This is a genomic window from Bradyrhizobium sp. 40 (assembly GCF_023100925.1).
Classification (GTDB): domain Bacteria; phylum Pseudomonadota; class Alphaproteobacteria; order Rhizobiales; family Xanthobacteraceae; genus Bradyrhizobium.
Window position 1 is genome coordinate 4,371,342 of the sequence record NZ_CP064688.1, and the last position, 22,359, is coordinate 4,393,700.

21 protein-coding genes and 1 tRNA gene are annotated in these 22,359 nt (G+C 64.2%); 6 read left to right on the forward strand and 16 right to left on the reverse strand.

Annotated elements, in window-relative coordinates; translation table 11 throughout:
* Positions 1-33 precede the first annotated feature (33 nt).
* On the forward strand, positions 34-933 hold the full coding sequence (locus IVB40_RS21365; RefSeq protein ID WP_247816200.1) for a caspase family protein: 900 nt from the start codon (positions 34-36) through the stop codon (positions 931-933).
* A gap of 42 nt (positions 934-975) precedes the next feature.
* Here IVB40_RS21365 and IVB40_RS21370 read toward each other — a convergent pair.
* The 7 genes from IVB40_RS21370 to IVB40_RS21400 all read right to left on the reverse strand — a co-directional run bounded on the left by IVB40_RS21370 (position 976) and on the right by IVB40_RS21400 (position 7,917).
* A tRNA-Gln gene (locus tag IVB40_RS21370) sits at positions 976-1,049 on the reverse strand.
* 170 nt (positions 1,050-1,219) lie between these two features.
* A complete protein-coding gene (locus tag IVB40_RS21375; protein WP_247816201.1) occupies positions 1,220-2,191 on the reverse strand; it encodes a tripartite tricarboxylate transporter substrate binding protein in 972 nt (323 codons plus the stop codon).
* Positions 2,192-2,250: 59 nt separating this feature from the next.
* On the reverse strand, positions 2,251-3,381 hold the full coding sequence (locus tag IVB40_RS21380; RefSeq protein WP_247816202.1) for an iron-containing alcohol dehydrogenase: 1,131 nt from the start codon (positions 3,379-3,381) through the stop codon (positions 2,251-2,253).
* 14 nt (positions 3,382-3,395) lie between these two features.
* Positions 3,396-4,433 (reverse strand): 4-hydroxythreonine-4-phosphate dehydrogenase PdxA, encoded by a 1,038-nt coding sequence (gene pdxA / locus IVB40_RS21385; RefSeq protein ID WP_247816203.1) that lies wholly within the window; start codon positions 4,431-4,433, stop codon positions 3,396-3,398.
* Positions 4,430-5,536, reverse strand: coding sequence for a four-carbon acid sugar kinase family protein (locus tag IVB40_RS21390; RefSeq protein ID WP_247816204.1), 1,107 nt, complete (start codon positions 5,534-5,536; stop codon positions 4,430-4,432). Before IVB40_RS21390 ends, pdxA begins: the two co-directional genes overlap by 4 nt.
* The gene (locus IVB40_RS21395) at positions 5,533-6,978 is read right to left on the reverse strand and encodes an FAD-binding oxidoreductase (protein ID WP_247816205.1); all 1,446 of its coding nucleotides are present in this window, start codon (positions 6,976-6,978) and stop codon (positions 5,533-5,535) included. The genes IVB40_RS21390 and IVB40_RS21395 overlap by 4 nt, the downstream gene beginning before the upstream one ends.
* A gap of 24 nt (positions 6,979-7,002) precedes the next feature.
* The gene (locus IVB40_RS21400; protein WP_247816206.1) at positions 7,003-7,917 is read right to left on the reverse strand and encodes a dihydrodipicolinate synthase family protein; all 915 of its coding nucleotides are present in this window, start codon (positions 7,915-7,917) and stop codon (positions 7,003-7,005) included.
* A gap of 120 nt (positions 7,918-8,037) precedes the next feature.
* On the opposite strand from IVB40_RS21400, the gene IVB40_RS21405 reads away from it, so the two are divergent.
* Positions 8,038-8,871, forward strand: coding sequence for an IclR family transcriptional regulator C-terminal domain-containing protein (locus tag IVB40_RS21405; protein ID WP_247816207.1), 834 nt, complete (start codon positions 8,038-8,040; stop codon positions 8,869-8,871).
* A 9-nt stretch (positions 8,872-8,880) separates the two neighbouring features.
* Here the strand turns inward: IVB40_RS21405 and rnz are convergent, their stop codons facing one another.
* Complete coding sequence (rnz, locus tag IVB40_RS21410) at positions 8,881-9,783, reverse strand: ribonuclease Z (RefSeq protein ID WP_247286592.1); 903 nt, start codon at positions 9,781-9,783, stop codon at positions 8,881-8,883.
* On the opposite strand from rnz, the gene IVB40_RS21415 reads away from it, so the two are divergent.
* Positions 9,782-10,105 (forward strand): hypothetical protein, encoded by a 324-nt coding sequence (locus IVB40_RS21415; RefSeq protein ID WP_247816208.1) that lies wholly within the window; start codon positions 9,782-9,784, stop codon positions 10,103-10,105. The genes rnz and IVB40_RS21415 overlap by 2 nt on opposite strands.
* Before the next feature lie 62 nt (positions 10,106-10,167).
* On the forward strand, positions 10,168-11,676 hold the full coding sequence (locus IVB40_RS21420; protein ID WP_247816209.1) for an amidase: 1,509 nt from the start codon (positions 10,168-10,170) through the stop codon (positions 11,674-11,676).
* A gap of 22 nt (positions 11,677-11,698) precedes the next feature.
* Here the strand turns inward: IVB40_RS21420 and IVB40_RS21425 are convergent, their stop codons facing one another.
* Positions 11,699-12,304, reverse strand: a complete 606-nt coding sequence (locus IVB40_RS21425; protein ID WP_247360452.1) for a TetR/AcrR family transcriptional regulator — start codon at positions 12,302-12,304, stop codon at positions 11,699-11,701.
* A 201-nt stretch (positions 12,305-12,505) separates the two neighbouring features.
* Here IVB40_RS21425 and IVB40_RS21430 point away from each other — a divergent pair, with 201 nt between their 5' ends.
* The gene (locus IVB40_RS21430; RefSeq protein ID WP_247816210.1) at positions 12,506-13,747 is read left to right on the forward strand and encodes an efflux RND transporter periplasmic adaptor subunit; all 1,242 of its coding nucleotides are present in this window, start codon (positions 12,506-12,508) and stop codon (positions 13,745-13,747) included.
* 144 nt (positions 13,748-13,891) lie between these two features.
* Entirely contained in the window at positions 13,892-17,080 is a 3,189-nt protein-coding gene (locus tag IVB40_RS21435; RefSeq protein ID WP_247408197.1) for a multidrug efflux RND transporter permease subunit, read from the forward strand.
* On the opposite strand, the gene IVB40_RS21440 is transcribed toward IVB40_RS21435, so the two are convergent.
* The 7 genes from IVB40_RS21440 to IVB40_RS21470 all read right to left on the reverse strand — a co-directional run bounded on the left by IVB40_RS21440 (position 17,077) and on the right by IVB40_RS21470 (position 22,302).
* Positions 17,077-17,805: a sulfite exporter TauE/SafE family protein gene (locus IVB40_RS21440; RefSeq protein WP_247461456.1), complete on the reverse strand. Its 729-nt coding sequence runs from the start codon at positions 17,803-17,805 to the stop codon at positions 17,077-17,079. The genes IVB40_RS21435 and IVB40_RS21440 overlap by 4 nt on opposite strands.
* Positions 17,806-17,819: 14 nt before the next feature.
* Positions 17,820-17,999, reverse strand: a complete 180-nt coding sequence (locus tag IVB40_RS21445) for a hypothetical protein (RefSeq protein WP_247461454.1) — start codon at positions 17,997-17,999, stop codon at positions 17,820-17,822.
* Positions 17,992-18,249 (reverse strand): hypothetical protein, encoded by a 258-nt coding sequence (locus IVB40_RS21450; protein ID WP_247816211.1) that lies wholly within the window; start codon positions 18,247-18,249, stop codon positions 17,992-17,994. The genes IVB40_RS21445 and IVB40_RS21450 overlap by 8 nt, the downstream gene beginning before the upstream one ends.
* Before the next feature lie 230 nt (positions 18,250-18,479).
* Positions 18,480-19,598, reverse strand: a complete 1,119-nt coding sequence (locus IVB40_RS21455) for a helix-turn-helix transcriptional regulator (RefSeq protein ID WP_247816212.1) — start codon at positions 19,596-19,598, stop codon at positions 18,480-18,482.
* Positions 19,599-19,710: 112 nt separating this feature from the next.
* Positions 19,711-20,829, reverse strand: a complete 1,119-nt coding sequence (locus IVB40_RS21460; RefSeq protein WP_247816213.1) for a LuxR family transcriptional regulator — start codon at positions 20,827-20,829, stop codon at positions 19,711-19,713.
* A 170-nt stretch (positions 20,830-20,999) separates the two neighbouring features.
* Positions 21,000-21,248, reverse strand: coding sequence for a hypothetical protein (locus IVB40_RS21465; RefSeq protein WP_027569497.1), 249 nt, complete (start codon positions 21,246-21,248; stop codon positions 21,000-21,002).
* An 82-nt stretch (positions 21,249-21,330) separates the two neighbouring features.
* Positions 21,331-22,302 carry an AraC family transcriptional regulator gene (locus IVB40_RS21470; RefSeq protein ID WP_247286604.1) on the reverse strand — a complete coding sequence of 324 codons (972 nt, stop codon included), beginning with the start codon at positions 22,300-22,302 and terminating at the stop codon, positions 21,331-21,333.
* Positions 22,303-22,359: the final 57 nt, after the last annotated feature.

Sequence of the window (22,359 nt, forward strand, 5' to 3'; positions counted from 1 at the left end):
AAGCACTCGCGATCAGGCTTTGGAGAAGTAATCATGGCAACAGGCATGTCCCTGCACATCGGATTGAACGCGGTCGATCCGCAGCATTACGAAGGCTGGAGCGGCCCTCTCAACGCCTGCGAAGCCGACGCCAACGACATGGCGGATCTCGCCCACACAAGCGGCTTCGCGCCGACCAGGCTCGTCACCCGCAAGGCGACACGCGCGGCCGTCCTGGGCGGCATCGCGCACGCGGCCAAGTCCCTCAAATCCGGCGACATGTTCTTCCTGACCTATTCGGGCCACGGCGGTCAGTTGCCAGACCTCAACGGCGACGAGCCTGACGGCAAGGACGAGACTTGGTGCCTCTACGACGGCGAGTTGGTCGATGACGAGCTGTATTCCTCATGGGGCGCATTTGCAGCCGGCGTGCGCATTCTGCTGCTCTCGGATAGCTGTCATAGCGGCAGCGTGAGCAAAGCCCTGCACTATCAGGCTAGGGCACGCACCGTCCCCGGCACCATCTATCGTGCGATGCCGGACGAGATGGCGCTGCGCATCTATCAGGCCAACAGGAAGACCTATGATCCGATCCTGAAGCGGCGCGATCTTTCCGAGGCCTTCTCCAACGTCAAGGCGTCGGTGCTGCTGATCTCCGGCTGCCAGGACAACCAGCTCTCGCAGGACGGCACATTCAACGGCCTGTTCACGGGAACGCTGAAGGCGGTCTGGAACGGCGGGACATTCAAGGGATCTTACCGGCGCTTCCACACCGCCATCGGCGCCAAGATGCCGCCGGATCAGTCACCCAAACTGTCGCTGGTGGGCGCCAGCAATCCGGCCTTCATGGCCGCCCGCCCCTTCACCCTGGCCAAGACGAAGAAGGCCGTAGCGAAGAAAAAGAAATCAGCAGCGAAAAAAGGAAAGAATCCGGCGCGCAGAAATTCGAGGTAACGCCGACACGGCGCAGCGGGCGAAACAGAAAGGCGCCGGAATTGGCTGGGGAACTAGGATTCGAACCTAGACAAACAGAGTCAGAGTCTGTTGTGCTACCGTTACACCATTCCCCAACGGAATAGCCGAACAAATTCAATGGCTTATTGAATAGCCCGGCTGGGGCCGGAAGCGCATTCAGCGCAAATCACGGCTCAGGCGTGGCAGCGTTCTACCCGCTCGGCCGTGGGCTGGCAAGCGCTGCAGTGGATGGGCTGCGTGCCTCCCCCGGAGATCCCGCGGTCAGCTACTCCAGCTTGATGTTCGCGGCTTCGATCACCTTCTTCCAGCGCGCCGTTTCCGCGGCGATGTAGGCCGCGAACGGTTCGGAATCCACCGCAGCCGCGGTTGCGCCGAGCTCGGCCATCTTCTGCACCGTCTCCGGCTGCTGCATGAAGGCGCGGATCTCGGCCGAGAGCTTTTCGACGATCGGCTTCGGCGTCGCGGCGGGAACGAAGAAGCCATGCCAGGCGACGGCCTCGAAGCCGGGCAGGAATTCGGCGACCGCGGGCGTTTCCGGATCGAAGGCGGCGCGCTTGGGCGTTGCGGTCGCAAGCATCGCGAGCTGGCCGGTCTTCACCTGCGGCAGCAGCAGCGGCACGTTGTCGAAGGCCAGATCGATCTGGCCACTGAGCAGATCCGTCAGCATCTGGCTCGAGCCCTTGTAGGGCACATGCACCATCTGGGTGCCGGTCATCTGCTGAAACAACTCGCCGGCAAGATGCTGCGACGTGCCGACGCCGGCCGAGCCGAACGAGACCTTGTCCGGGTTCGCCTTGAGATAGGCGATCAACTCCGGCACGGTGCGCGCCTTGATCTTGTCGGGGTTGACGACGAGAACGTTGGGCACCACGCTGATCTGGGCAATCGGCGCCAGATCCTTGTCAGGTTGGTAACTGAGCTTCGGTCCGTAGAGAGTGGGGTTGATGGCGAGCGCGGACGTGCTGGCAAGCCCGAGCGTGATGCCGTCAGGCGCCGACTTCGCCAGCCGCGTCACGCCGAGGATCGAACCGGCGCCGCCGACATTCTCGACCACGAACGGCTTGCCGAACTTCAGTTGCAGATGGTTCGAGACCATACGGGCGAAAATGTCCGCGGTGCCGCCGGCGGCGAAGGGAACGATCACCGTCACCTGCTTGGACGGATAGCCGTCCTGGGCCTTCGCCGGCGACGTCGCCAGCAGCACGACCGAGGCAAGAACAAGCCATATCGATCTCATCGAAGTTTCCTCTGCATTTCCTGTTGTTGATTGGCCGCCGCGCGCGTGCGCGGAGAGGGCTAGAACGCGACCTCGTACATGCTCAGGATCGCATCCCGGCCGAGGTCGCGCGGATTGTTGTCGAGCAGGCGCCGAATTGCGTGCGCCTCGCCAGCCATCACGCCGAGATCGTCCCGGGGCACACCGAGTGCGGACAGCCGCATCTCGATTCCGAGATTCCTGCAGAACCCATAAGTCGCCTCGAATGCAACCTTCGCATCGCCCTGCGCCGGCAGTCCGAGTGCCGCCAGCACCGCCACCGTCTTCGCCTCGGCTGCCGGCATGTTGAACGCCAGCGTATGCGGGAAGATCACTGCGCAGGCGAGCCCGTGCGCCACATGATGGCGTGTGCCGAGCGGATAGGCCACCGCATGGCCGGCGGTCGTGTTCACCGGTCCGAGGCAATAGCCGCCGTACAGCGAGGCCAGCGCCAGACCGGCGCGCGCCTCGCGATCGCCGCCGTCGGCGACCGCGCGCTTGAGATATTGGCCGACCAGCCGGGCGCCTTCGAGCGCGTAGAGGTCGATCGCCGGATGCGCCTTGCGGCTGGTATAGGCCTCGACGCAATGCGCCAGAGCATCGACCCCGGTGGCGGCAGTGACCTCCTTCGGCACTGTCATCGTCAGGTCCGGATCGACGATGGCGATATCCGCCAGCATGAAGCGGCTCTGCACCGCCTGCTTGTTCTTGCTGACGGGATCGGTGACGAGCGCGCGGGTGCCGGCCTCGCTGCCGGTGCCTGACGTCGTCGGAATCTGCATCAGCGCCACGCTGCGGCCGGCCACCTTCTCGGGACCGACGATATCGGCAAAGGCCACTTCGGAGGTACACAGCACCGCGACCAGCTTGGCGAGATCCATCGCACTGCCGCCACCGAAGCCGATGACGAGATCGGGTTTGAGGTCGCGCGCCATCGCCACGGCCTTGTCAAGATTGGGCAGGTCCGGCTCGGGCTTGACCTCGCCGAACACCTTCACTGCACCCGGCAGCGCCAGCGTGTCGACACGGCGCGCATTGAAGGGGTCGGAAATCACGAGCGGTCGTTTGGCGCCGATGCGCTCGGCGAAGCGCGCCGCTGCGGCGATCGTGCCGCAGCCGAACTCTAGGACGGTCGGACGAAGGATTTCGATGGGTGTGAAAGCGTTGGTCATCCTCGCGCTCGATCTCATGATTTGGATGCGGAGGCGCCAGCGGCCAGCCGTTCGGCATAGTCGATGGCCTCGATCAGGCTGTGCTCGTTGGCGATGCCCTTGCCGGCGATATCAAAGGCAGTGCCGTGATCGACGGAGGTGCGGATGATCGGCAGGCCCAGCGTGATGTTGACGCCGGAGAGCTCCTGCCAGCGCCCGGTCGCAGGATCGATCTGGAAGCCGAGCAGTTTGACGGGGATGTGCCCCTGGTCGTGATACATCGCCACCACGGCATCGTACTGGCCGGCCCGCAGCTTGACGAAGACAGTGTCGCCGGGCACGGGACCGACGACATCGAGGCCGTCGGCGACCGCTTTCGCAATCGTCGGCGCGGACACGTCGATGTCCTGCCGGCCGAACAGGCCGCCCTCGCCGGCGTGCGGATTGAGCGCGGCGATGGCGATCTTCGGCTTGGCGATGCCGAGCCTGAGCAGCGCATCGTTGGTGAGGTCGATGACCATGCGCAGGCGCTCCGGCGTCAGACGCTTCGGCACGTCCTCGAGCGCCACGTGGGTCGAGACATGGCTGACGCGCATGTTGCCATGGGCTAGCAGCATCACCGAGCCGCGCACACCGGTGAGATGCGCCAGCATCTCGGTATGACCGGGGAAATGATAACCAGCCTTGTTGAGCGCTTCCTTGTTGAGCGGTGCCGTGACGATGGCCGCGGTCCGTCCCGCCTGCGTCAGGCGGACGCCCTGCTCGATCGCCTTGTAGGCAAAACGGCCGCCATCGGCCGAGAGCACGCCGGGCTTGATCGGGTCGCCTTCGACGTCGGCCTGCAGGAAGCACAAGTTTGGCCACTCGCGATCGTCGGGCGTAACCTCCGGGATCGCAATGCCCACACCGAGCGCGGCTTTCGCCCCATTGAGCGCCGCGCCGCTGCCGATGATCAACAGACGCAGATCGCCCGTCGCGATCCGGTCCTTCAGGCCGACGCAGGCCTTGACGATGATCTCCGGTCCGATTCCGGCCGGATCGCCCATAGTGATGGCAAGATGGCGAGAGGTCATGTCGGACTCTCCATGTTGAGCAAATGATTGGTCCGGAGCAGATCGCGCCACAGCTCGCTGGGGCCGAACGCGCCGGATTTCGAGATCACATCGACGCCGGCCCAGCGGCCGCCCTGCAAGATCGAGCGCGGCAATCCCGGCACGATACGTCCTGTCACCTGCAGCGCATGCGCGCCGAGGGCAACGCATGCGGCCTTCAAAGTCTCTCCGCCGGCAACGATCAGCGTGCCCGGCCGCTCAAGCGTCGCAATCACCGCCGTCATCTCGCGCGCGATCCGTCGCGCCGCATCGGCACGGGTCAGACCGTCGGCGAGGGAGAACCTGACGAGCGCAACGCCGTCGGCCGCCAGTTTGCGCTGGACGCGCGGCGCGCCCTCGGCTTCCGCAAGCGTGATGGTTGCCTCACCGCATGCTGCAAGTTGGGAAGCGGTGGCAACCTGGTCGGAGCCGAACAGCCCCAGCACCGGCAGCTTCACCTGGTCCGGCGCGTCGGCGCGATGACTGCGGGCGAGCGCACCGGCCAGTCCGCCGCTTCCGCACCAGAGCACGTGCCCCGGCATGCGCCGTCCCATCTCGACCACCCGATCGAGCTCGATATCGCTCTCGGCGTCGAAGACCTGAACGCCGCCCCGCGAGAGCGTATCGGCCCCGCCCTGCCGTGCCTCGATGCCCTCCACCTGCAACTGGGTCAGGAGATTCTCTCCGACACGATGCCAGTCGCCGTGCACCGTACGCGCAAATTGCTGTCCGCCCACGGTGCGGCGCCCCTGATAGTCGAAGGCCGGTGCGACAACGCACGACGCCCAATGGCCGCTGCGCAGGCAGGCCCCGAGCTCAGCGGCCCATGAGCCACGCAGCAGGCTGTCGACCTTCTTGTAGGCGATCGTCCCACCCTGAAGCCGCGGCGCCAGCCGTCCGACGATCTCGGTGCTCTCCGCCTTCGACCGCTCGCGGCTGCTGCTGTCGATCGCGAGGCTTCCGGATACCTGCGACGCAGACACTTCCGGCCAGGTGACGTTGAACGGTCCGCACAGCCCGACAAACTCCGCGGCGGTGTCGAGCGCACCGGTGAGATCATCGGCAAGCAGGCGAACGCTCGTCATCCTCGCGCGCCTCCGACATTGAAGATCTTGCCCGGGTTCATCAGGCCCTTGGGATCGAGCAATTGCTTGATATCCCGCATCAGCTCGATATCGAGGGGATTGGCGACGCGGGCGAGCCGGCTGCGATTGGTGGTCCCGATGCCATGTTCGGCACTGATCGCCCCGCCCTGCGCCGCGGTCTCGTCATCAACGATCTCGTTGATTTGCGCGACAAGCGCGGCCGTGGCGTCCGGATCCCGGCAATGCGCGCGGTCGATCAGGGCGATCACATGGATGTTGCCGTCGCCGATATGGCCGTGCATCACGACGCGCGCATGCGGCACGGCGGCGTTGATCCGGGCCTCGACATTGGTGACGAAGGCGGCCTGACGCTCCAGCGGCACCACGCTGTCGTGCGACACGACATAGCCGCTGCGCTTGTTGCCTTCGGACACGCTGTGCCTGACGGCCCAGATTGCCTTCGCCTGCGCCAGGTTGGACGCCAGGATGGCGTCCTCGGCGAGCCCCGCCTCCATCGCATCCACCAGCACCGTGCCGAGCGGCTCATCGAGGTCGACGCCCGCGAGCGTGTCGGTCAGCTCGACGATCAGATACCACGGCGTCGTCAGCTCGAACGGGATCGTGACATGCGGCACGGTCTCCGATATCGCTTCGACCTGTGATCGCGACATGATCTCGAGACTGCCGAGCCGGTCGCCGACGGCACCGCGCAGGCGCTGCATGATCTCCAGCGCCTGCTCGACGCCCTGCAATTTGAGCAGCGCCAGCGCCGAGCTGCGCGGCGGCGAAAACAATTTCAACACGGCAGCGGTGACAATGCCGAGCGTCCCCTCTGCACCGATGAAGAGCTGCTTGAGCGCGTAACCTGTGTTGTCCTTGCGAAGCGCACGCAGGCCGTTGAAGATTCTCCCGTCGGGCAGCACGACCTCCAGCCCGAGCACGAGATCGCGCGTCGGCCCGTAGCGTAGCACAGCCGTGCCGCCCGCATTGGTCGAGATATTGCCGCCGATCTGGCAGGAGCCCTCGGCACCCAGGCTCAGGGGGAAATAGCGATCGACGTTCCGGGCTGCATTCTGCACCTCGGCGAGAATGCATCCGGCCTCGACCGTGATGGTGTTGGCAAGCGGGCTGACGTCGCGCACGGCCCGCATCCGGCCGAGCCGGATCACGACATTGCCCGCACGATCATCCGGGGTCGCGGCGCCGCACATCCCGGTGTTGCCACCTTGCGGTACGATCGCGAGCTGCCTTGCCGCACAGTACTCGACGACGGAGGCGACCTCCGCGGTCGAGCCGGGCTTCACCACGGCGGCGGCGCGACCGTGATAACGCCCGCGCCAGTCCACGACGTACGGTTCCTGGTCGGGCCCGGACGCGATGACGTGCTTGTCGCCGACGATGGCAGCAAGCCCGGTCAACGCATCACGGAAAGGATCGGACATCGGATGGCCTCGTCGCGTGCCGCGCTAGGCAGCGATTGCCGTCGCGTTCGCGAGCAGCTCTTTGCCCTGCTCCGGCGGCAAGGATTCCAGCGGCGGCCGCAGGCGCTGCCATCCGGCGTGGCCGGTGCGCTCGGCCACCAGCGCCTTCAGGGAAGCCATCTGCGGGAAACGCGACACCAATTCGCGCGCTTTCACGATGCGCGCCTGCGCAGCCTTGAGTGCCGCGTCGTCGTCGCTGTCGCGGAAATGCTTGTAGACATAGGCAAGATCGCGCGCGACGAGATTGGAAGTCGCGGTGATGCAACCGGCGCCACCCTTGCGCAGCAGCGGCAACAGCAGCGGATCGGCCCCGACCAGGACCGAAAAGCCCGGGAAGCGCTCGACCATCGCGGTCATGTTGGCGAAGTCGCCGGAGGAATCCTTGATGCCGGTGAAGGTGGACGGATAAGCCGCGCGCAGCCGCTCGATCAGGGCATGCGAGATCGGCTGCGCCGACATCTGCGGGATGTGATAGAGCACGACGTTGAGCCTGGCATCGCCGATGCGCTGCACGACTTCGCTGTAGGAGGCGAAGATGCCGTCGTCGGTGACGCCCTTGTAGTAGAACGGCGGCAACATCACGACGGTATCGACGCCGACCGAGAGCGCGTGGCGCGTCAGCGCAATGGTCTCACTGAGCGCGGCAACGCCCGTGCCGGGCAGCAGCCGCTGCGGTGTGATACCGGCGGCGACAACGGCCTCGAGCAGTGCGATGCGCTCGGCCGCCGAAAAAGAGTTCGCCTCGCCTGTCGTGCCCAGTAACGCGATGCCGTCGCAGCCTTCGTCCAGAAGATGGCGGCAATGCGCGACGAAGCGCGCATGATCGGGGGCGAACTCGGCGTCGAGCGGCGTCAGCGCGGCGGAGAACACCCCATGAGGGTGCAGCGATGATGTCGACAAACTTCCTCCGATCGTCAATCGATGTTGTTCGGAATGCGAACATTTGTTATTAGCTTGGCCTGTCGTAAAATCAGCTTGCCGCCACGTCAAGGGCGACATGTCATGGCGAGACATTACAGCATGGCCAAGATCGAAAAGAAGGCCACGAAGCGCGCACCGGCAACGATCCCGAAGAATCCCAAGAATTATGTCGCTTCCGTCGGCAAGGCCTTCGCTGTGCTCAAAGGCTTCACCAGCGAGGCCTTCGAGTTGACCCTGAGTGAGATTGCCGCACGCGCCGATCTCGATCGCGGGACGGCGTTCCGGCTGATCCAGACCCTGGTCGAGCTCGGCTATGTCCAGGCGGTTCCGCAAAGCCGCCGGTTCCGCCTCGGGGTTGCCTGTCTCGACCTTGGCTACACCGTGCTGTCGCACGGATCGTTGCGGCCGATCGTCGAGCCGCTACTGCGCGATCTCGTGCCTGATGTCGGCGATGCGGCCTCGCTCGGGATCCTCGACGGCGGCGACGTGATCTATCTCGCGCGCATCGGCGCGGGCCTCGACCGCCACAAGATGGATCGCCGGCCGGGCACGCGCATTCCCGCCTACAGCGCCGCGCTCGGTCATGCCATGCTGGCGCATCTGGCGCGGGACGAGCAGATCGAGCGACTGGAAGCGCGCCCTCGCGTCAAATTGTCGGAGCGAACGTTGACCGATCTCGATGCCCTGCTCGCCCGGCTCGATCAGGTGAAGAAGAAGGGCCATGCCGTCTCCGACGGCGAGAACGCCTATGGGCTGCGCACGCTGGCAACGCCGATCTTCGATGCCCGGGGTCTCGTGATCGGGGGATTGAGCGTCACTGTCGATGCGATGCGCATGGACATGCAGACCTTCCGCGACCAGGCGCTGCCAAGGCTGATGCAGGCGACGCGCGAGGTGCAGGACCTCGCGATCAAGTCGGGATTGACGAACTGAGGGCGGCGTTCAAATCACGATGTGATCGAAGTCGGCGGCGACCCGCGTGTTTGGAAAAATCCCTATCGCCTCGGCCAGAATTTCTTCGTCCCGATAACGCCCCGACATGTGATTCAGCACGAGTTGCCCGACGTTGTTCGCTGCGGCAAATGAAGCCGCCTCGCGGGCGGTGAGGTGGCCATAGTCCCGTGCGGTCGCAGCGTCGCGATCGAGGAAGGTCGCCTCGACCACCAGCAGATCGGCGTCGACGACATGTTTGGATAGCCCGTCGGTAGTTTCGGTGTCGCCGATTACCACGAGCTTCCTGCCGCCGCTCGGCGGCCCCAGAACGTCTTCCGGATTGATCGTACGGCCGGCGATCACGACCGGTCGTCCCGCCGCCAGTTCTCCGCGCATCGGCCCATCGGGAACACCGAGCTCAGCGAGTCGCTCCCGCTCCAGATGGCGACGTGCGGGGCTCCGGAAGGAAAAACCAAAGCTGTCGGTGTCCCGGTGGCGGACCGGAAAGCAGTCGATGGTGAAGTCACCGGCGTCGATAACTTGTCCTTCAATCAGCGGCGCGAACTCCACAGGGATCGGCGCCCTGCCTGTGCCCCACAGGCCGGCAAGCATGCGGATGACGATGTCGAGTGTCCCCTGCCCTCCATGGACGGTCATCACGTCCGATTGCTGGCGCAACCCCAGCGTCGAGAAGAGACCGGGGATGCCGAGCACGTGATCGAGATGGGCATGCGTCAGCAGAATGCGGTCAAGCCGCCGAAACCCCGCACCGCCGCGCAGCAACTGGCGCTGCGTACCCTCGCCGCAATCGATGAGGACCCGCTTGCCCGCAGCCTCCACGAGGAGAGCCGGATGGTTGCGCTCCGTCGACGGAACGCTTGCCGAGGTCCCAAGGAATGTCAGGGCGAACATGCTCGTCAGTATCCAGACTTCACCGCCCCCAATGCCACGCGAGCAGCAGCGCGTACAGAGCCCATCGATCCGCAGCAAGCGCCGGTCCCCGCAGGACGCTCGAAAAAAAACGCGAAAACAACCCCATGCACAGTACAAATCATTGAAGAATTTCGCACCGCGTGGCGGGTATCCTGCCCGCAAAGACGGTTTGACTCGTCGGGCAAAACAGGCGCAGAATTGCATGATCCCAGATTTTGAATCCGCAAGTCGCGCCGACGCCGTGAGCGGTTCGGATGGCATGGCCGACCGCACCTTTCCCCGCCGCATGTTCGATACATGAATCGACTCGCGGCTTGCAGCCGAACGACCTCGACACGGCGAGGCGAGACAATGGAGATCGTGATGCAACGGGGACTGCCGCAGATGCCCACTGACTGGGACTACGGTTCGATCAGCACACTGCTGAGCGCCCTGCACGCGCGCAAGGTTTCTGCGTCGGAGTTGATCGAGCATACGATCGCGCGCATCGAGGCGCTGGACGGGCGGATCAATGCCGTCGTCGTTCGCGATTTCGATCGCGCAAGAGACGCCGCACGCGCCGCCGATGCCGCGCTTGGCCGCGGCGAGCAGCAGCCATTGCTCGGCATCCCCGTGACGTTGAAAGAACCGTTCAACGTCGCCGGCCTGCCGACGACATGGGGCTTTCCGCATTTCAGGGATTTCCAGCCGGCGGAGGACGCCCTTGTCGTCTCGCGCTTGAAGGCAGCGGGCGCTGTCATCATCGGCAAGACCAACATCCCGATCGGTCTGCGGGATTTTCAGAGCTACAATGAGATCTACGGGACGACGAGCAATCCATGGGATCTCGGCCGGTCGCCCGGCGGCTCCTCAGGCGGATCGGGTGCGGCGCTGGCTGCGGGATTCGGACCGCTCTCGATCGGCTCGGACATCGGCGGCTCGATCCGGGTGCCCGCGCATTTCTGCGGTGTGTTCGGACACAAGCCGAGCCTCGGCTTGGTCCCGCTGCGCGGATACAGCCTGCCGCCGGCGCCGCCCGTGCCTGGCCAGGGCGATCTGGCCGTCGTCGGGCCGATGACGCGCACCGCCTCGGATCTTGCGCTCGCCCTCGACGTGATCGCCGGCCCCGACGAGACGCGCGACAGGATCGGCTATCGTCTTGCGTTGCCGGCCCCCCGACACGACCAGCTCAGGGATTTCAGGATCCTCGTGATCGATACGCATCCGTTGATGCCGACAGGCGACGCCGTGCGTTCCGCCATCGGGCGATTGGCCGAACGGCTCGAACGATCAGGCGCGCGGGTTGCGCGCTCGAGCGCATCGCTGCCCGATCTCGCCGAGTCCGCGCGGCTTTACATGAAGCTGCTCAACGCCGCGCGCAGCCCGCGCCTGACACCGGCCGCCCTCGCGGAGGCGCAAGGCGTTGCCGCGGCACTCTCGCCCGAGGACCGCAGCCTGCAGGCCGAGCGCGCGCGGGGCTGGGCGATGGTCCATCGTGAATGGCTGGCGACCGATGCGGCGCGTTTGCGGCTGCAACAACGGTGGCAGGAGCTGTTCCGAGATTTCGACGCAGTGATTTACCCCGCCGCCGCCGTGCCGGCGTTTCCACAGGACCAGTCCGAGCCGTTCGACGCGCGGCAACTGGATATCGATGGACAGCTCTATCCCTATGCCGATGCGTGCTTCATCTGGGCAGACCCCGCTTCGACCTGCGGATTGCCTGCAACGGCCGTTCCGATCGAGCACACGTCATCGGGCCTGCCGATCGGCGTCCAGATCATCGGGCCTTATCTCGAGGATCGCACCACGATTGCGCTCGCCGGATTGATCGAACGCGCGTTCGGCGGCTTCGTCCCGCCGCCGTCGTTGGCTGCCACGCAATCGGTGAGATGATAGAGGAAGGCGGCAACGGTCGTCAGGTTCTTTCAGTCGACTGCGCCTCGACCGCCTGCACGGCGACGCTCGCGACCTGCTGCAGCGCTTCGCGATCGGAGCCTGACGACGCCATCACGCCCATGCCGACCGAGACGGCCGAGACATAGCGCGCAAGTGCTGCGGGATCCGAGCCCGGCTTGAGATCGCCTTCGGTCTTGGCGCGGATGAAACGGTCGCGAAGCTGGTCCTCGTTTTCGGCGCGGCGGGCGGCGAGTTCAAAAGGGACGCTCTCTGATCCGGTGCCGCACGCAATGCCGCCCTGCACGAGCAGGCAGCCCGGCGGGTTGGCCGGATCAGTTTGCTTGTCGGCGATGCCCATCAGCATCCGCTCGGCGACGTCGCGGGCGGTAGGTGCCGCCACCACCTCGTCCATCCAGACGTTGCGCAGTTTGGTATAGCGGTCGAGTGCGGCCTTCAGCAGCCCTTCCTTGTTGCCGAAACAGGCATAGAGGCTGGGCGGATTTATCCCCATGGCCTCGGTCAACTGAGCGATCGTGGCACCCTCGTAGCCATGGCGCCAAAACACTTCCATCGCCTGGTCCAACGCCGTTTCGGCGTCGAATTCGCGGGGGCGTCCCATGCCCATCTGCCTGTTCTCCTCGAAATCGGCGTCGTCCCTGAGCCTAACGCCCGATCCTATCTCTTTGTTCTCGCTTTATTTTCTCTTCCACTTGCCAACTCTTGCGGTAAGGGGCTACAATTTTCTTAGCGGACGGTACATAATTATCTTGCGCTGCGGTATCCAGCTCCACATCTGTAGTGAACACTACATATCTGGAGCGCGCAAATGCCCCCCTCCCAAAATACCTCTCGCCCTGGCCGTGTCCGCCGCCTTCTCGGCGGCGTCGCCATCATGGGCGCTCTCGTCGTAGCCGGCTCGATCGCGACCGGCCATTACTTTCGTGCCGCGCAGGCGACCGCGACCGCCGCGGCCGAGCAAGCCGTCCCCGTCACTGTCGCGCTGATCGAACCAAAGCAGACGGTGCTGTGGGACGATTTCTCCGGCCGGCTCGAGGCCATCCAACGCGTCGAGCTTCGCGCGCGCGTGGCCGGTGCGATCCTGTCGACCAACTTCACCGAAGGTGCGCTGGTGAAGGCAGGCGACGTCCTGTTCAAGATCGACCCGGCGCCCTACGCGGCCGAGGTCGACAAGGCCGCGGCCCAACTCGAAGCTGCGAAAGCGCGCGTCGTGTTCACGCAGAATGAGCTCGAGCGCGGCGCGCAACTGGTAGGCAACGCGGTGGTCACGCGGCGCGACTACGATCAGCGCGACAACGCCAACCGCGAGGCCATCGCCAACGTGAAGGCGGCCGAGGCGACGCTCCAGACCGCAAAACTCAATCTCGATTACACCGAGGTACGTGCGCCCGTGGACGGCCGCGTCGGCAAGATCGAAATCACCGTCGGCAATCTCGTCGCCGCCGGCACCGCCTCTCCGGTGCTGACCTCGCTGGTCTCGGTCAATCCGATCTATGCGTCATTCGATGCGGATGAAGAGCTGGTGGTGCGGGCGTTGAACTCGATTTCCGAGGACTCCGGCAAGCGCGGCAATCTCGACCAGATCCCGGTCGCGATGGCGACCTCCGGCGGTCTCTCGGCGAAGGGGCACATCCAGCTCATCGACAACCAGGTCAACGGCCAAAGCGGCACCATCCGTGTCCGCGCGGTGTTCGACAACGAGGACGGGCGTCTCATCCCCGGTCAGTTCGCCCGCGTGCGCATGGGCCAACCCAAGCAGCAATCGCTGGTCATGATCGACGAGCGCGCGATCGGCACCGATCAGGACAAGAAGTTCGTAATGGCGGTCGGCGACGATAGCCGCGCGGTCTACCGGTCGATCACGCTCGGCGGCTCGGTGGACGGGTTGCGTATCGTGACGGCCGGGCTGAAGACCGGCGACCGCATCATCGTCAACGGCCTCCAGCGCGTGCGCCCGGGTGCCCTGCTCAAGACGGAGATCGCGGCAATGGGCGCGCGCGGGCCGCAGCAGGCATCCAACCACAGCAATCAGGACGTCGTGCAGCGTTAGCGTCTCCGCCATGCCGGAGCGCGCGGGCAGCGCGAACCGGAATGTCGAAATCGTTGAACTACCTAGACATCTGGATTCCGGGTTCGCGGCTTTGTCCGCGCCCCGGAATGACGGGAGAGTCATCTCTCGCGCAGGGGCAAGGCCATGAATCTCTCGAAATTCTTCATCGATCGTCCGATTTTCGCCGGCGTGCTGTCAGTCCTGATCTTTCTCGCGGGCCTGATCTCGCTGTTCGCAATGCCGATCTCGGAATATCCCGACGTCGTGCCGCCCTCGGTGGTGGTGCGCGCGACCTATCCCGGCGCCAATCCGAAGGTGATCGCGGAAACGGTGGCGACGCCGATCGAGGAGCAGATCAACGGCGTCGAGAACATGCTCTACATGTCGAGCCAGGCGACCACCGACGGCGCGATGACGCTGACGGTGACGTTCCGGCTCGGCACCGATCCTGACAAGGCGACGCAGCTGGTGCAGAACCGCGTGCAGCAGGCCGAGCCGCGCCTGCCCGCCGTGGTGCGGCAGCTCGGCATCATCACCAAGAAGTCCTCGCCCGACCTCACCATGGTCGTGCATCTGCTGTCGCCGAACAATCGCTACGACATGACGTATTTGCGCAACTACGCCGTGCTCAACGTCAAGGACCGGCTGGCGCGGATCGACGGCGTCGGCGACGTTCAACTCTATGGCGCCGGCGACTATTCGATGCGGGTGTGGGTCGATCCGCAGAAGGCAGCCGAGCACGGCCTCACCGCAAGCGACATCGTCAAGTCGATCCAGGCGCAGAACGTCGAGGCCGCCGCCGGCGTGGTCGGCTCCTCGCCGAACGTCAAGGGCATCGACCTGCAACTGTCCGTCAACGCCGAGGGACGGCTTGCGAACGAGGAGCAGTTCGGCGACATCGTAGTCAAGACCGGCACACGTGGCGAGGTGGTGCGGCTGCGCGACGTCGCACGTATCGAGCTCGGCGCCTCGCAATACGGCCTGCGTTCGCTGCTCGACAACAAGCAGGCGGTTGCGATCCCGATCTTCCAGGCGCCCGGCTCCAACGCGCTCGAGATTTCCGACCACGTTCGCGCCACCATGGCCGAGATCAAGAAGAACATGCCGGAAGGCGTGTCCTACCAGATCGTCTACGACCCGACCCAATTCGTCCGCTCGTCGATCGAGGCCGTGATCCACACGCTGCTGGAGGCGATCGCGCTGGTGGTGCTGGTGGTGATCCTGTTCCTCCAGACCTGGCGCGCCTCGATCATTCCGCTGCTGGCGGTGCCCGTGTCGATCGTCGGCACCTTCGCGGTGATGCACGTCTTCGGCTTCTCCATCAACGCGCTCAGCCTGTTCGGCCTGGTGCTTGCGATCGGCATCGTGGTCGACGACGCCATCGTCGTGGTCGAGAACGTCGAGCGCAACATCGAGGGCGGGCTATCGCCGCGCGATGCGACCTACCAGGCGATGCGCGAGGTGTCGGGGCCGATCATCGCGATCGCCATGGTTCTGATCGCCGTGTTCGTGCCGCTCGCCTTCATCTCCGGCCTCACCGGGCAATTCTACAAGCAGTTCGCGCTGACGATCGCAATTTCGACCGTGATCTCGGCCGTCAACTCGCTGACGCTGTCGCCGGCGTTGTCGGCCCTGCTGCTCAAGGGACACAACGAGCCGAAAGACCGGCTGACCATCATCATGGAAAAGGGCCTCGGCTGGTTCTTCCGCGGCTTCAACAAGGTGTTCACACGCTCGTCGGAGAATTACAGCGGCACCGTCACCAAGGTGATCTCGGGCAAGGCGGCCGTCATGGGCCTCTATGTGCTCCTGGTCGGCCTCACCGCCTTCCTGTTCCAGCAGGTCCCGAGCGGCTTCGTGCCGGGTCAGGACAAGCAGTATCTGGTCGGGTTCTCACGACTGCCTGATGGCGCAACGCTGGACCGCACCGAAGACGTCATCCGCAAGATGAGCGACATCGCGCTGACCCAGCCCGGTGTCGAGAGCTCGGTTGCATTCCCGGGCCTGTCGATCTCGGGCTTCACCAACTCCTCCAACGCCGGCATCGTGTTCTCAACGCTGAAGCCGTTCGACGAGCGCAAGGGCCCCGCGCTGAGCGGCAATGCAATCGCGGCCGACCTCAACAAGAAATACGCGGGGATTCAGGAGGCCTTCATCGCCATGTTCCCGCCGCCGCCGGTCAACGGTCTCGGCACCATCGGCGGCTTCAAGCTGCAGATCGAGGATCGCGCCGGCCTCGGCTATGAGGCGCTGAACCAGGCGACGAATGCGTTCATGGCGGCGATGCAGAAGGCACCGGAGATCGCGGGCGTGTTCTCGAGCTTCCAGGTCAACGTGCCCCAGCTCTTTGCCGACATCGACCGCACCAAGGCGCTCCAGCTCGGCGTCCCCGTGACGGAGGTGTTCAACACGCTCCAGATCTATCTCGGTTCCTACTACGTCAACGACTTCAACAAGTTTGGTCGCACCTATTCCGTTTACGTGCAGGCCGACGCGCCGTTCCGCGCGCGTGCCGACGACATCAGGCAGTTGAAGGTGCGCTCGTCCTCCGGCGACATGGTGCCGCTGTCGGCGTTGCTCACGATCCGCCAGAGCGCGGGCCCCGAGCGCGCGATCCGCTACAACGGCTTCCTGTCCTCCGACATCAACGCGGCGGCTGCGCCCGGCTTTTCCTCCGGCCAGGCACAGGAGGTAGCGACGCGGATTGCGGCGGAGACATTGCCGCCCGGCTTCGCCTTCGAATGGACCGACCTGACCTATCAGGAGTTCATCGCCGGCAATTCCGGCCTCTGGGTGTTCCCGCTGGCGATCCTGCTGGTGTTCCTGGTGCTGGCCGCACTCTATGAAAGCCTGACCTTGCCGCTCTCGATCCTCATGATCGTGCCGATGGGCCTGTTGGCTGCGATGTTCGGCGTCTGGATCTCCAAGGGCGACAACAACGTCTTCACCCAGATCGGCTTGATCGTGCTGGTGGGACTCTCGGCCAAGAACGCGATCCTGATCGTCGAATTCGCGCGCGAGCTCGAGTTCGCAGGCCGCACGCCGATCCGGGCGGCGATCGAGGCGAGCCGGCTGCGGTTGCGCCCGATCCTGATGACGTCGATGGCATTCATCATGGGCGTCTTGCCGCTGGTGTTGTCCACCGGCGCAGGCTCGGAGATGCGGCGCGCCATGGGCGTCGCCGTGTTCTCCGGCATGATCGGCGTCACCGTGTTCGGCCTGTTCCTGACGCCGGTGTTTTATGTGCTGCTGCGGACCGTCACCGGCATGAAGCCGCTGACGCATCACGGCAGCGATACCAGCGCAGCGCCGGTGCAACCCGTCGGGCACTAGATCAGGGAAATCCCCGACAGCAACAACAGAACGAGCACGGTCTTGCGAAAGACCGTCTCGTTGACCCTGTGGAAGGCGATCACGCCGAGCGCGGAGCCTGCGAACAGCGCCGGCAGGCTGACCGCGAGATCGACGAAGACTTTTGACGACAGATCCTGATGTCCGACCAGCAGCGCGATCGCGAACAGCTGCATCGCGGCGATGAACGGCTGCACCAGGCCGCGCTGCTCGCTCTTGGGCATGCCGCGCATGTCGCACCAGATCGTCGGGATCGCGCCGGGCATCGCGGTCAGCCCGCCGACCAGCCCTCCCCCGAACCCGATCAAGGCAACCCAATGCCGCCCGACCGCCTCGCCGGCCGTCACCAACGTCGGCCGCAGCAACATGTAGGCCGCATAGAGTGCAACGATGATGCCGAAGCCGCGCCGGAGCAGATGCGTATCGGTGCTCTGGAGCAGCGATACCGCAATGGGAACGCCGATCAAGCCACCGACGATCAGCAGCAGGCTGCCTTCCCAGCGGATATTGCGTCGAAGCGCCCACAGATTGGTGGCCTGCACGCCGATGCTGCACGCCATCATCAACGGCACGGCTTCGAGCGGCTGAAACATTCGGAGCAGGATGGCGCCCGCAACCGCCGAGAAGGCAAATCCCGAGAGCCCGGAGACGAAGGCACCGGCGAACACGGCAACGCTGAGCAGCATCAGAGTCGTGACATCAGGCACAATCCGCCCTCCGGTCAATCGTAGGTAATTTGCGAGACAGGGACCTCGGCGCTCTCCGTGCAAGCGGCCGGCTCGAGTGGGGCCGACGGATGCATCGCGTAAGCGTGAGATCGCTCCACCATCGCGAGGCCGACCAGTTGGAGCGTGACGAGCGCCGCGGTCAGCGCGATCGCGACGACGTTGACGTTACGCACGTTCGAATTTGGAGTGTCCGGCGGCGCGCTCGCACCCATCAGATCCGTGGGCATTTTCTGCAATATCCTCTTCGTTGCTGACCGGAATGATTTCATTCAAACGCAATGTTTCGTGCGGCTGCTCCAGCAGATGGCGATAGCGTTGCAACACGCGCTGCGCGTCGATTTCCCGCTGCGCGCGGAGTACCGCGCCTATGCGGGCGACGATATCGCGGAACCTGCCTGTCAGAACTGGTGACGCCGTTCGCATGACAATCTCCTCTCAACCTGCTCGAGAGGTTGACGGGATCCACTTCCGTCTGCAGTGAATTGCTTCACACAAATGCCCGATACGTCGAACAACAGACCGTGTGATGTTCAGTAGAATAGAGCGCGGAAAATCGCGTCATTCGATCGAACGACGCGCGATAACTTTCTAATGATGTTTCTGATTGAACCTATTGCGAGCTGCAGCGACTCGCCTGCGTTTTTGAACGCGTCTCAGTGCACGAGCGGATTGGAGAATCCAGCTGCCAGCTTGACGAGATCGGCTTGACGAGAAACGCCGGTCTTGGCGAACACCCGATGCAAATGCGTCTTCACCGTCGTCTCCGCGATGCCGAGCGCAACCGCGGTCTCCGGCACGCCGCCGACATCGACGATCGACTGCAAGACCCTCAGTTCCGCAGGGGTGAGTTCGAAGGTGCGATCAATGAGACCGGCACACGAGCGGCCGTCGAGTTCCGCTTTCCAGATGAACAAGGCTCCTACGGCCGAACTGCGCTCGGCCGTCCCCTCGCGCAGCAATGATGGCAGCGCGATGATTTGCGCGACGTAGTAGGAACCGTCACGCGACGTCAGCGGAATTTTCCGACCCGAAGATGCCGCCAAAGCGACTTCGCTTGTGTCGCGGAAAATATCGCGCAACGCCGAACTTACGGTGGAGGAGCTTGCCACCAACCGGCCCGAGACAGACCGCAGGACATCATCGACGGCCAGGATTGTCTCCGCGGCCGAATTGCTGTGGACGATATGACAGGTCGAATCGAGCAGGATGACACCCGCATTCAACTGGTCCACGACGTCGGCGAGCGCGACCGCGCGCTGCTGCTTCCGTTCGATCGCCCGGTTGATCAGCAACGCCCGGCTCGCATGCGGAACCAGGAACTGCATCCGCGCCCGTTGCTCGGCGTCGAGCATCCCCCTGCCCGGAATCACCGTCATCAGCATCGGACAGGGCGACTTCGACTGCTCCAGCACCACATTGGCGACGTCGACGCAGCCCTGGGGGCGCAGCCATTCCTGGTAGAAGCGGCCGCGGCGATATTCGTCGAAATCCACGAGATCGGGAATGTTGCGCACCTCGCCATAGCGCGGAAGCCGAGCAAGTGGGTCGTACCAGGAGTAGGTCTCCGCATAGAGCTGAATGTAGTGCGGATCGACCCCGCAGTAATAATGCGTCGCGCCTGATTTGCTGACCGGGTCCTTCGAAATCAGACCACAGGCCTGGCTGCCGATGAAGGCATTGAGCTTGACAACGACCTCGCTCCACAACTCCGGGTGGAGACCCGCGTCATAGATAGTCTCGATCAACTCGGACGGCTTTGGAGGTCGGGGCATCGGAAGAGCCAATGGTGACACATGGAGATGGCGACATGTTCTTCATGCCTGGCGGCTTCCGTGAGTCTTGCGCGGGAGCGAAAGGTTCAATCGTGATGGCAGAATCAACGGTCTAGTTGACGAGCGGATTGGAGAATCCTGCAGCAAGCTTGACAAGATCAGCCTGACGCGAAACGCCCGTCTTGGCGAACACGCGATGCAGATGCGTCTTCGCCGTCGTTTCCGCGATACCGAGCGCGACCGCCGTCTCCGGGACGCCGCCTACCTCGACGATCGACAGGAACACGCGCAGCTCGGCCGGTGTAAGGTCGAATGTCCGCGCGATCAATTCGCCGTAGGACTGTCCGCCGGGCGATACCTTGCGCAGCAGCAGCGCACCGACGGCATCGACCACCCGCTCGCTGCGGTCCCGTAGGACGGACGACAGCGGCAGGATGTGCGCGACGTAGCGCTCGCCCGAAGGCGAAAGCAGCGAAAACGCATACCCCTTTGTGGCAGGCAGGGTAATTTCATTGCGGGTCGCGAACGCTTCCCGCAGCGTCTGATTGGCCTCCGCACTGCTGGTCACCAATTGCCCCGCAACGGACCGAACCAGATCGTCGGCCGCAAGCAAATCGTGCCCCGCAGAATTCGCGTGCACCACCCGGCAGAAACCATCGAGCAGGAAGATGCCACAGGCAAGATTGTCCAGGACCTCCGCCAACGCCGTCGCCAGCGACAGTTGCGACGTCATGGCGCGGTTGATCAGCAACGCGCGGCTGGCGTGCGGGACGACCAGCGAGAGGCGGTGCTTCATCACGGGATCCACCATCCGGCGGCCCGACAGCACCGTCATCATCACCGGGCAGTTCGGATTCGAATTCTCGAGCACGACGTTGGCCGCATCGCTGCAACCCTGCGGCCGCATCCATTCCTGGTAAAAGCGTCCTCGCCGATATTCATCGAAATTGACGAGATCGGGGATGCTGACGATCTGGCCATGCGGCGGCAGGACCGTCAGCGGATCGAACTTCGAATGCGTCTCGGAATAGAGCCGGATGTAGTGCGGGTCCGCCCCGCAATAATAGTGCGTCACGCCGAATTTGCTGATCGAGTCCTTGGAAAACAGCCCGCAGGCCTGGCCGCCGACGAAGTCGCGGATGCCGGTGACGACGTTATTCCACAGCGAGGGATCGAGCCCGGCATCGTAGATGGCCTCGACCAATTCGGGCAGTTTCCGTGGTCCGTGCATGGCTATAAATGGCCTGGGTGATCGACATCACCAAGCATACCACAACCTCAGCACGCGGCATCCTCCGATCGGATGAGGCGCCGGCCGGGCGGATGGAGCCCGGGCCGGAACGAACGGATATCCGTTTCGGGCGCTACTGATGCCGAGTCGCGATACTCGCACCGGGACGCTCACGCCTCGTCCCAGCCGACCTTCTCCACATTCTCCGACCAGACCGCGGCGCGATAGATCTCGCGCCCGTCGGTGTCTCTAACCCGGATGCAGGCATCGCGGCCGCGCAAATCGTCGCGCCAGACGAACAGGTGGCTTGCCATCTCGTTGGCCACCACGAATGTCGCTTCGGGGCATTCGAACACCATGCCACCCGGATCGATCTTCACGATATTGCCGAGCATAAGATCAAAGAAAAAACGGCGCATGCAACACAACACTCCAACTGCGGGCGGCGCACGCCCGTGCCGTCTCCAATCGGCATTTGACCTGACATTCAATCGTGCGCGGTCACGACATCTCGCGGCTCCTGACGTCACTGGGCGTGGCGCCATAAGTCCGCCGGAAGCAGCGGTTGAAATAGGAGAGATCGCCGAAACCGACATCGTAGGCGATCGAGCTGACCGTCCGCTCGGCGTATCCGGGTTCGCGCAACATGCGATGCGCACGCTTGACGCGTTGTTCGATCAGGAAGGACGAGAACGTCTTGCCATCGGCCTCGAACAGACGCTGGAGATAACGCGGCGTCACGCCGAGCTCCTGGGCGACCGTGGCAACGGAGAGATCCTGCCGCCAGCAATTGTTGGCGATGGAGACTTTGGCCTTCTGCAGCCGCGCCGCCTTGACGCCGCGCCGCCCGGCCAGCTCCCGCGGCTCGTTGGTGGCACCGAGGACGATTGCCAGAAGATCGTGCAGATGCCCGACCCCGAGCTTGCGCAAATTGGGCATCGCGAATGCCTTCTCCCGCACCAGCGTCACCGCGTAATCGACCAGCAACCGAAGTCCCGTCGAGCTCTCCGGCATCACGCGCATCACGGCGTCATCGACATCCACGATCATCGGCGCCAGCACGCGTCTCGGCACACGGAGCGAGAAGCAGCTACCCAGTGACAATCGCTCGAACGTCGTGACGTCCTCCGCGCTGGTCAGAACGGCCTCTCCCGCACGAAGGCTCAGATCGTGTCCCCGCTCGGATATCCCAAGCACGCCAGATCGATTCACGATCAGGGCCAGACTGTCGTCGCCGTCGGCAACCAGGTGCTTGGTGCGAATGACCCGCGCTCCGCACAATCCTCCCATCAGCAATTGGGCTTCCGGCAAGACGTGGGAGGTGAAGCTCGCCGCGAACGGCTTTCCTTCCCTCACCTCGACCTCCGCCTTCAACACCCCGCGACAGTAGAAATCGCGAAGCAGCGGGATACGCTCGTTTTCGGGAATTTCGTTCGTTGAAACATTGATAACGGAAAAATCAAATTGGCTCACTGCAATCCTCCAACCGACGAGCAGGTCCGGCCGTGCGCTGTCGTTTCCTCACACTCG

Excerpts from the sequence above, each read along its gene's own strand:
- IVB40_RS21365 (WP_247816200.1), top strand. The coding sequence starts at position 34 with ATGGCAACAGGCATGTCCCTGCACATCGGATTGAACGCGGTCGATCCG.
- IVB40_RS21375 (WP_247816201.1), bottom strand. The coding sequence starts at position 2,191 with ATGAGATCGATATGGCTTGTTCTTGCCTCGGTCGTGCTGCTGGCGACG.
- IVB40_RS21380 (WP_247816202.1), bottom strand. The coding sequence starts at position 3,381 with ATGACCAACGCTTTCACACCCATCGAAATCCTTCGTCCGACCGTCCTA.
- pdxA (WP_247816203.1), bottom strand. The coding sequence starts at position 4,433 with ATGACCTCTCGCCATCTTGCCATCACTATGGGCGATCCGGCCGGAATC.
- IVB40_RS21390 (WP_247816204.1), bottom strand. The coding sequence starts at position 5,536 with ATGACGAGCGTTCGCCTGCTTGCCGATGATCTCACCGGTGCGCTCGAC.
- IVB40_RS21395 (WP_247816205.1), bottom strand. The coding sequence starts at position 6,978 with ATGTCCGATCCTTTCCGTGATGCGTTGACCGGGCTTGCTGCCATCGTC.
- IVB40_RS21405 (WP_247816207.1), top strand. The coding sequence starts at position 8,038 with ATGGCCAAGATCGAAAAGAAGGCCACGAAGCGCGCACCGGCAACGATC.
- IVB40_RS21415 (WP_247816208.1), top strand. The coding sequence starts at position 9,782 with ATGCTCGTCAGTATCCAGACTTCACCGCCCCCAATGCCACGCGAGCAG.
- rnz (WP_247286592.1), bottom strand. The coding sequence starts at position 9,783 with ATGTTCGCCCTGACATTCCTTGGGACCTCGGCAAGCGTTCCGTCGACG.
- IVB40_RS21420 (WP_247816209.1), top strand. The coding sequence starts at position 10,168 with ATGCAACGGGGACTGCCGCAGATGCCCACTGACTGGGACTACGGTTCG.
- IVB40_RS21425 (WP_247360452.1), bottom strand. The coding sequence starts at position 12,304 with ATGGGCATGGGACGCCCCCGCGAATTCGACGCCGAAACGGCGTTGGAC.
- IVB40_RS21430 (WP_247816210.1), top strand. The coding sequence starts at position 12,506 with ATGCCCCCCTCCCAAAATACCTCTCGCCCTGGCCGTGTCCGCCGCCTT.
- IVB40_RS21435 (WP_247408197.1), top strand. The coding sequence starts at position 13,892 with ATGAATCTCTCGAAATTCTTCATCGATCGTCCGATTTTCGCCGGCGTG.
- IVB40_RS21450 (WP_247816211.1), bottom strand. The coding sequence starts at position 18,249 with ATGCGAACGGCGTCACCAGTTCTGACAGGCAGGTTCCGCGATATCGTC.
- IVB40_RS21455 (WP_247816212.1), bottom strand. The coding sequence starts at position 19,598 with ATGCCCCGACCTCCAAAGCCGTCCGAGTTGATCGAGACTATCTATGAC.
- IVB40_RS21460 (WP_247816213.1), bottom strand. The coding sequence starts at position 20,829 with ATGCACGGACCACGGAAACTGCCCGAATTGGTCGAGGCCATCTACGAT.
- IVB40_RS21465 (WP_027569497.1), bottom strand. The coding sequence starts at position 21,248 with ATGCGCCGTTTTTTCTTTGATCTTATGCTCGGCAATATCGTGAAGATC.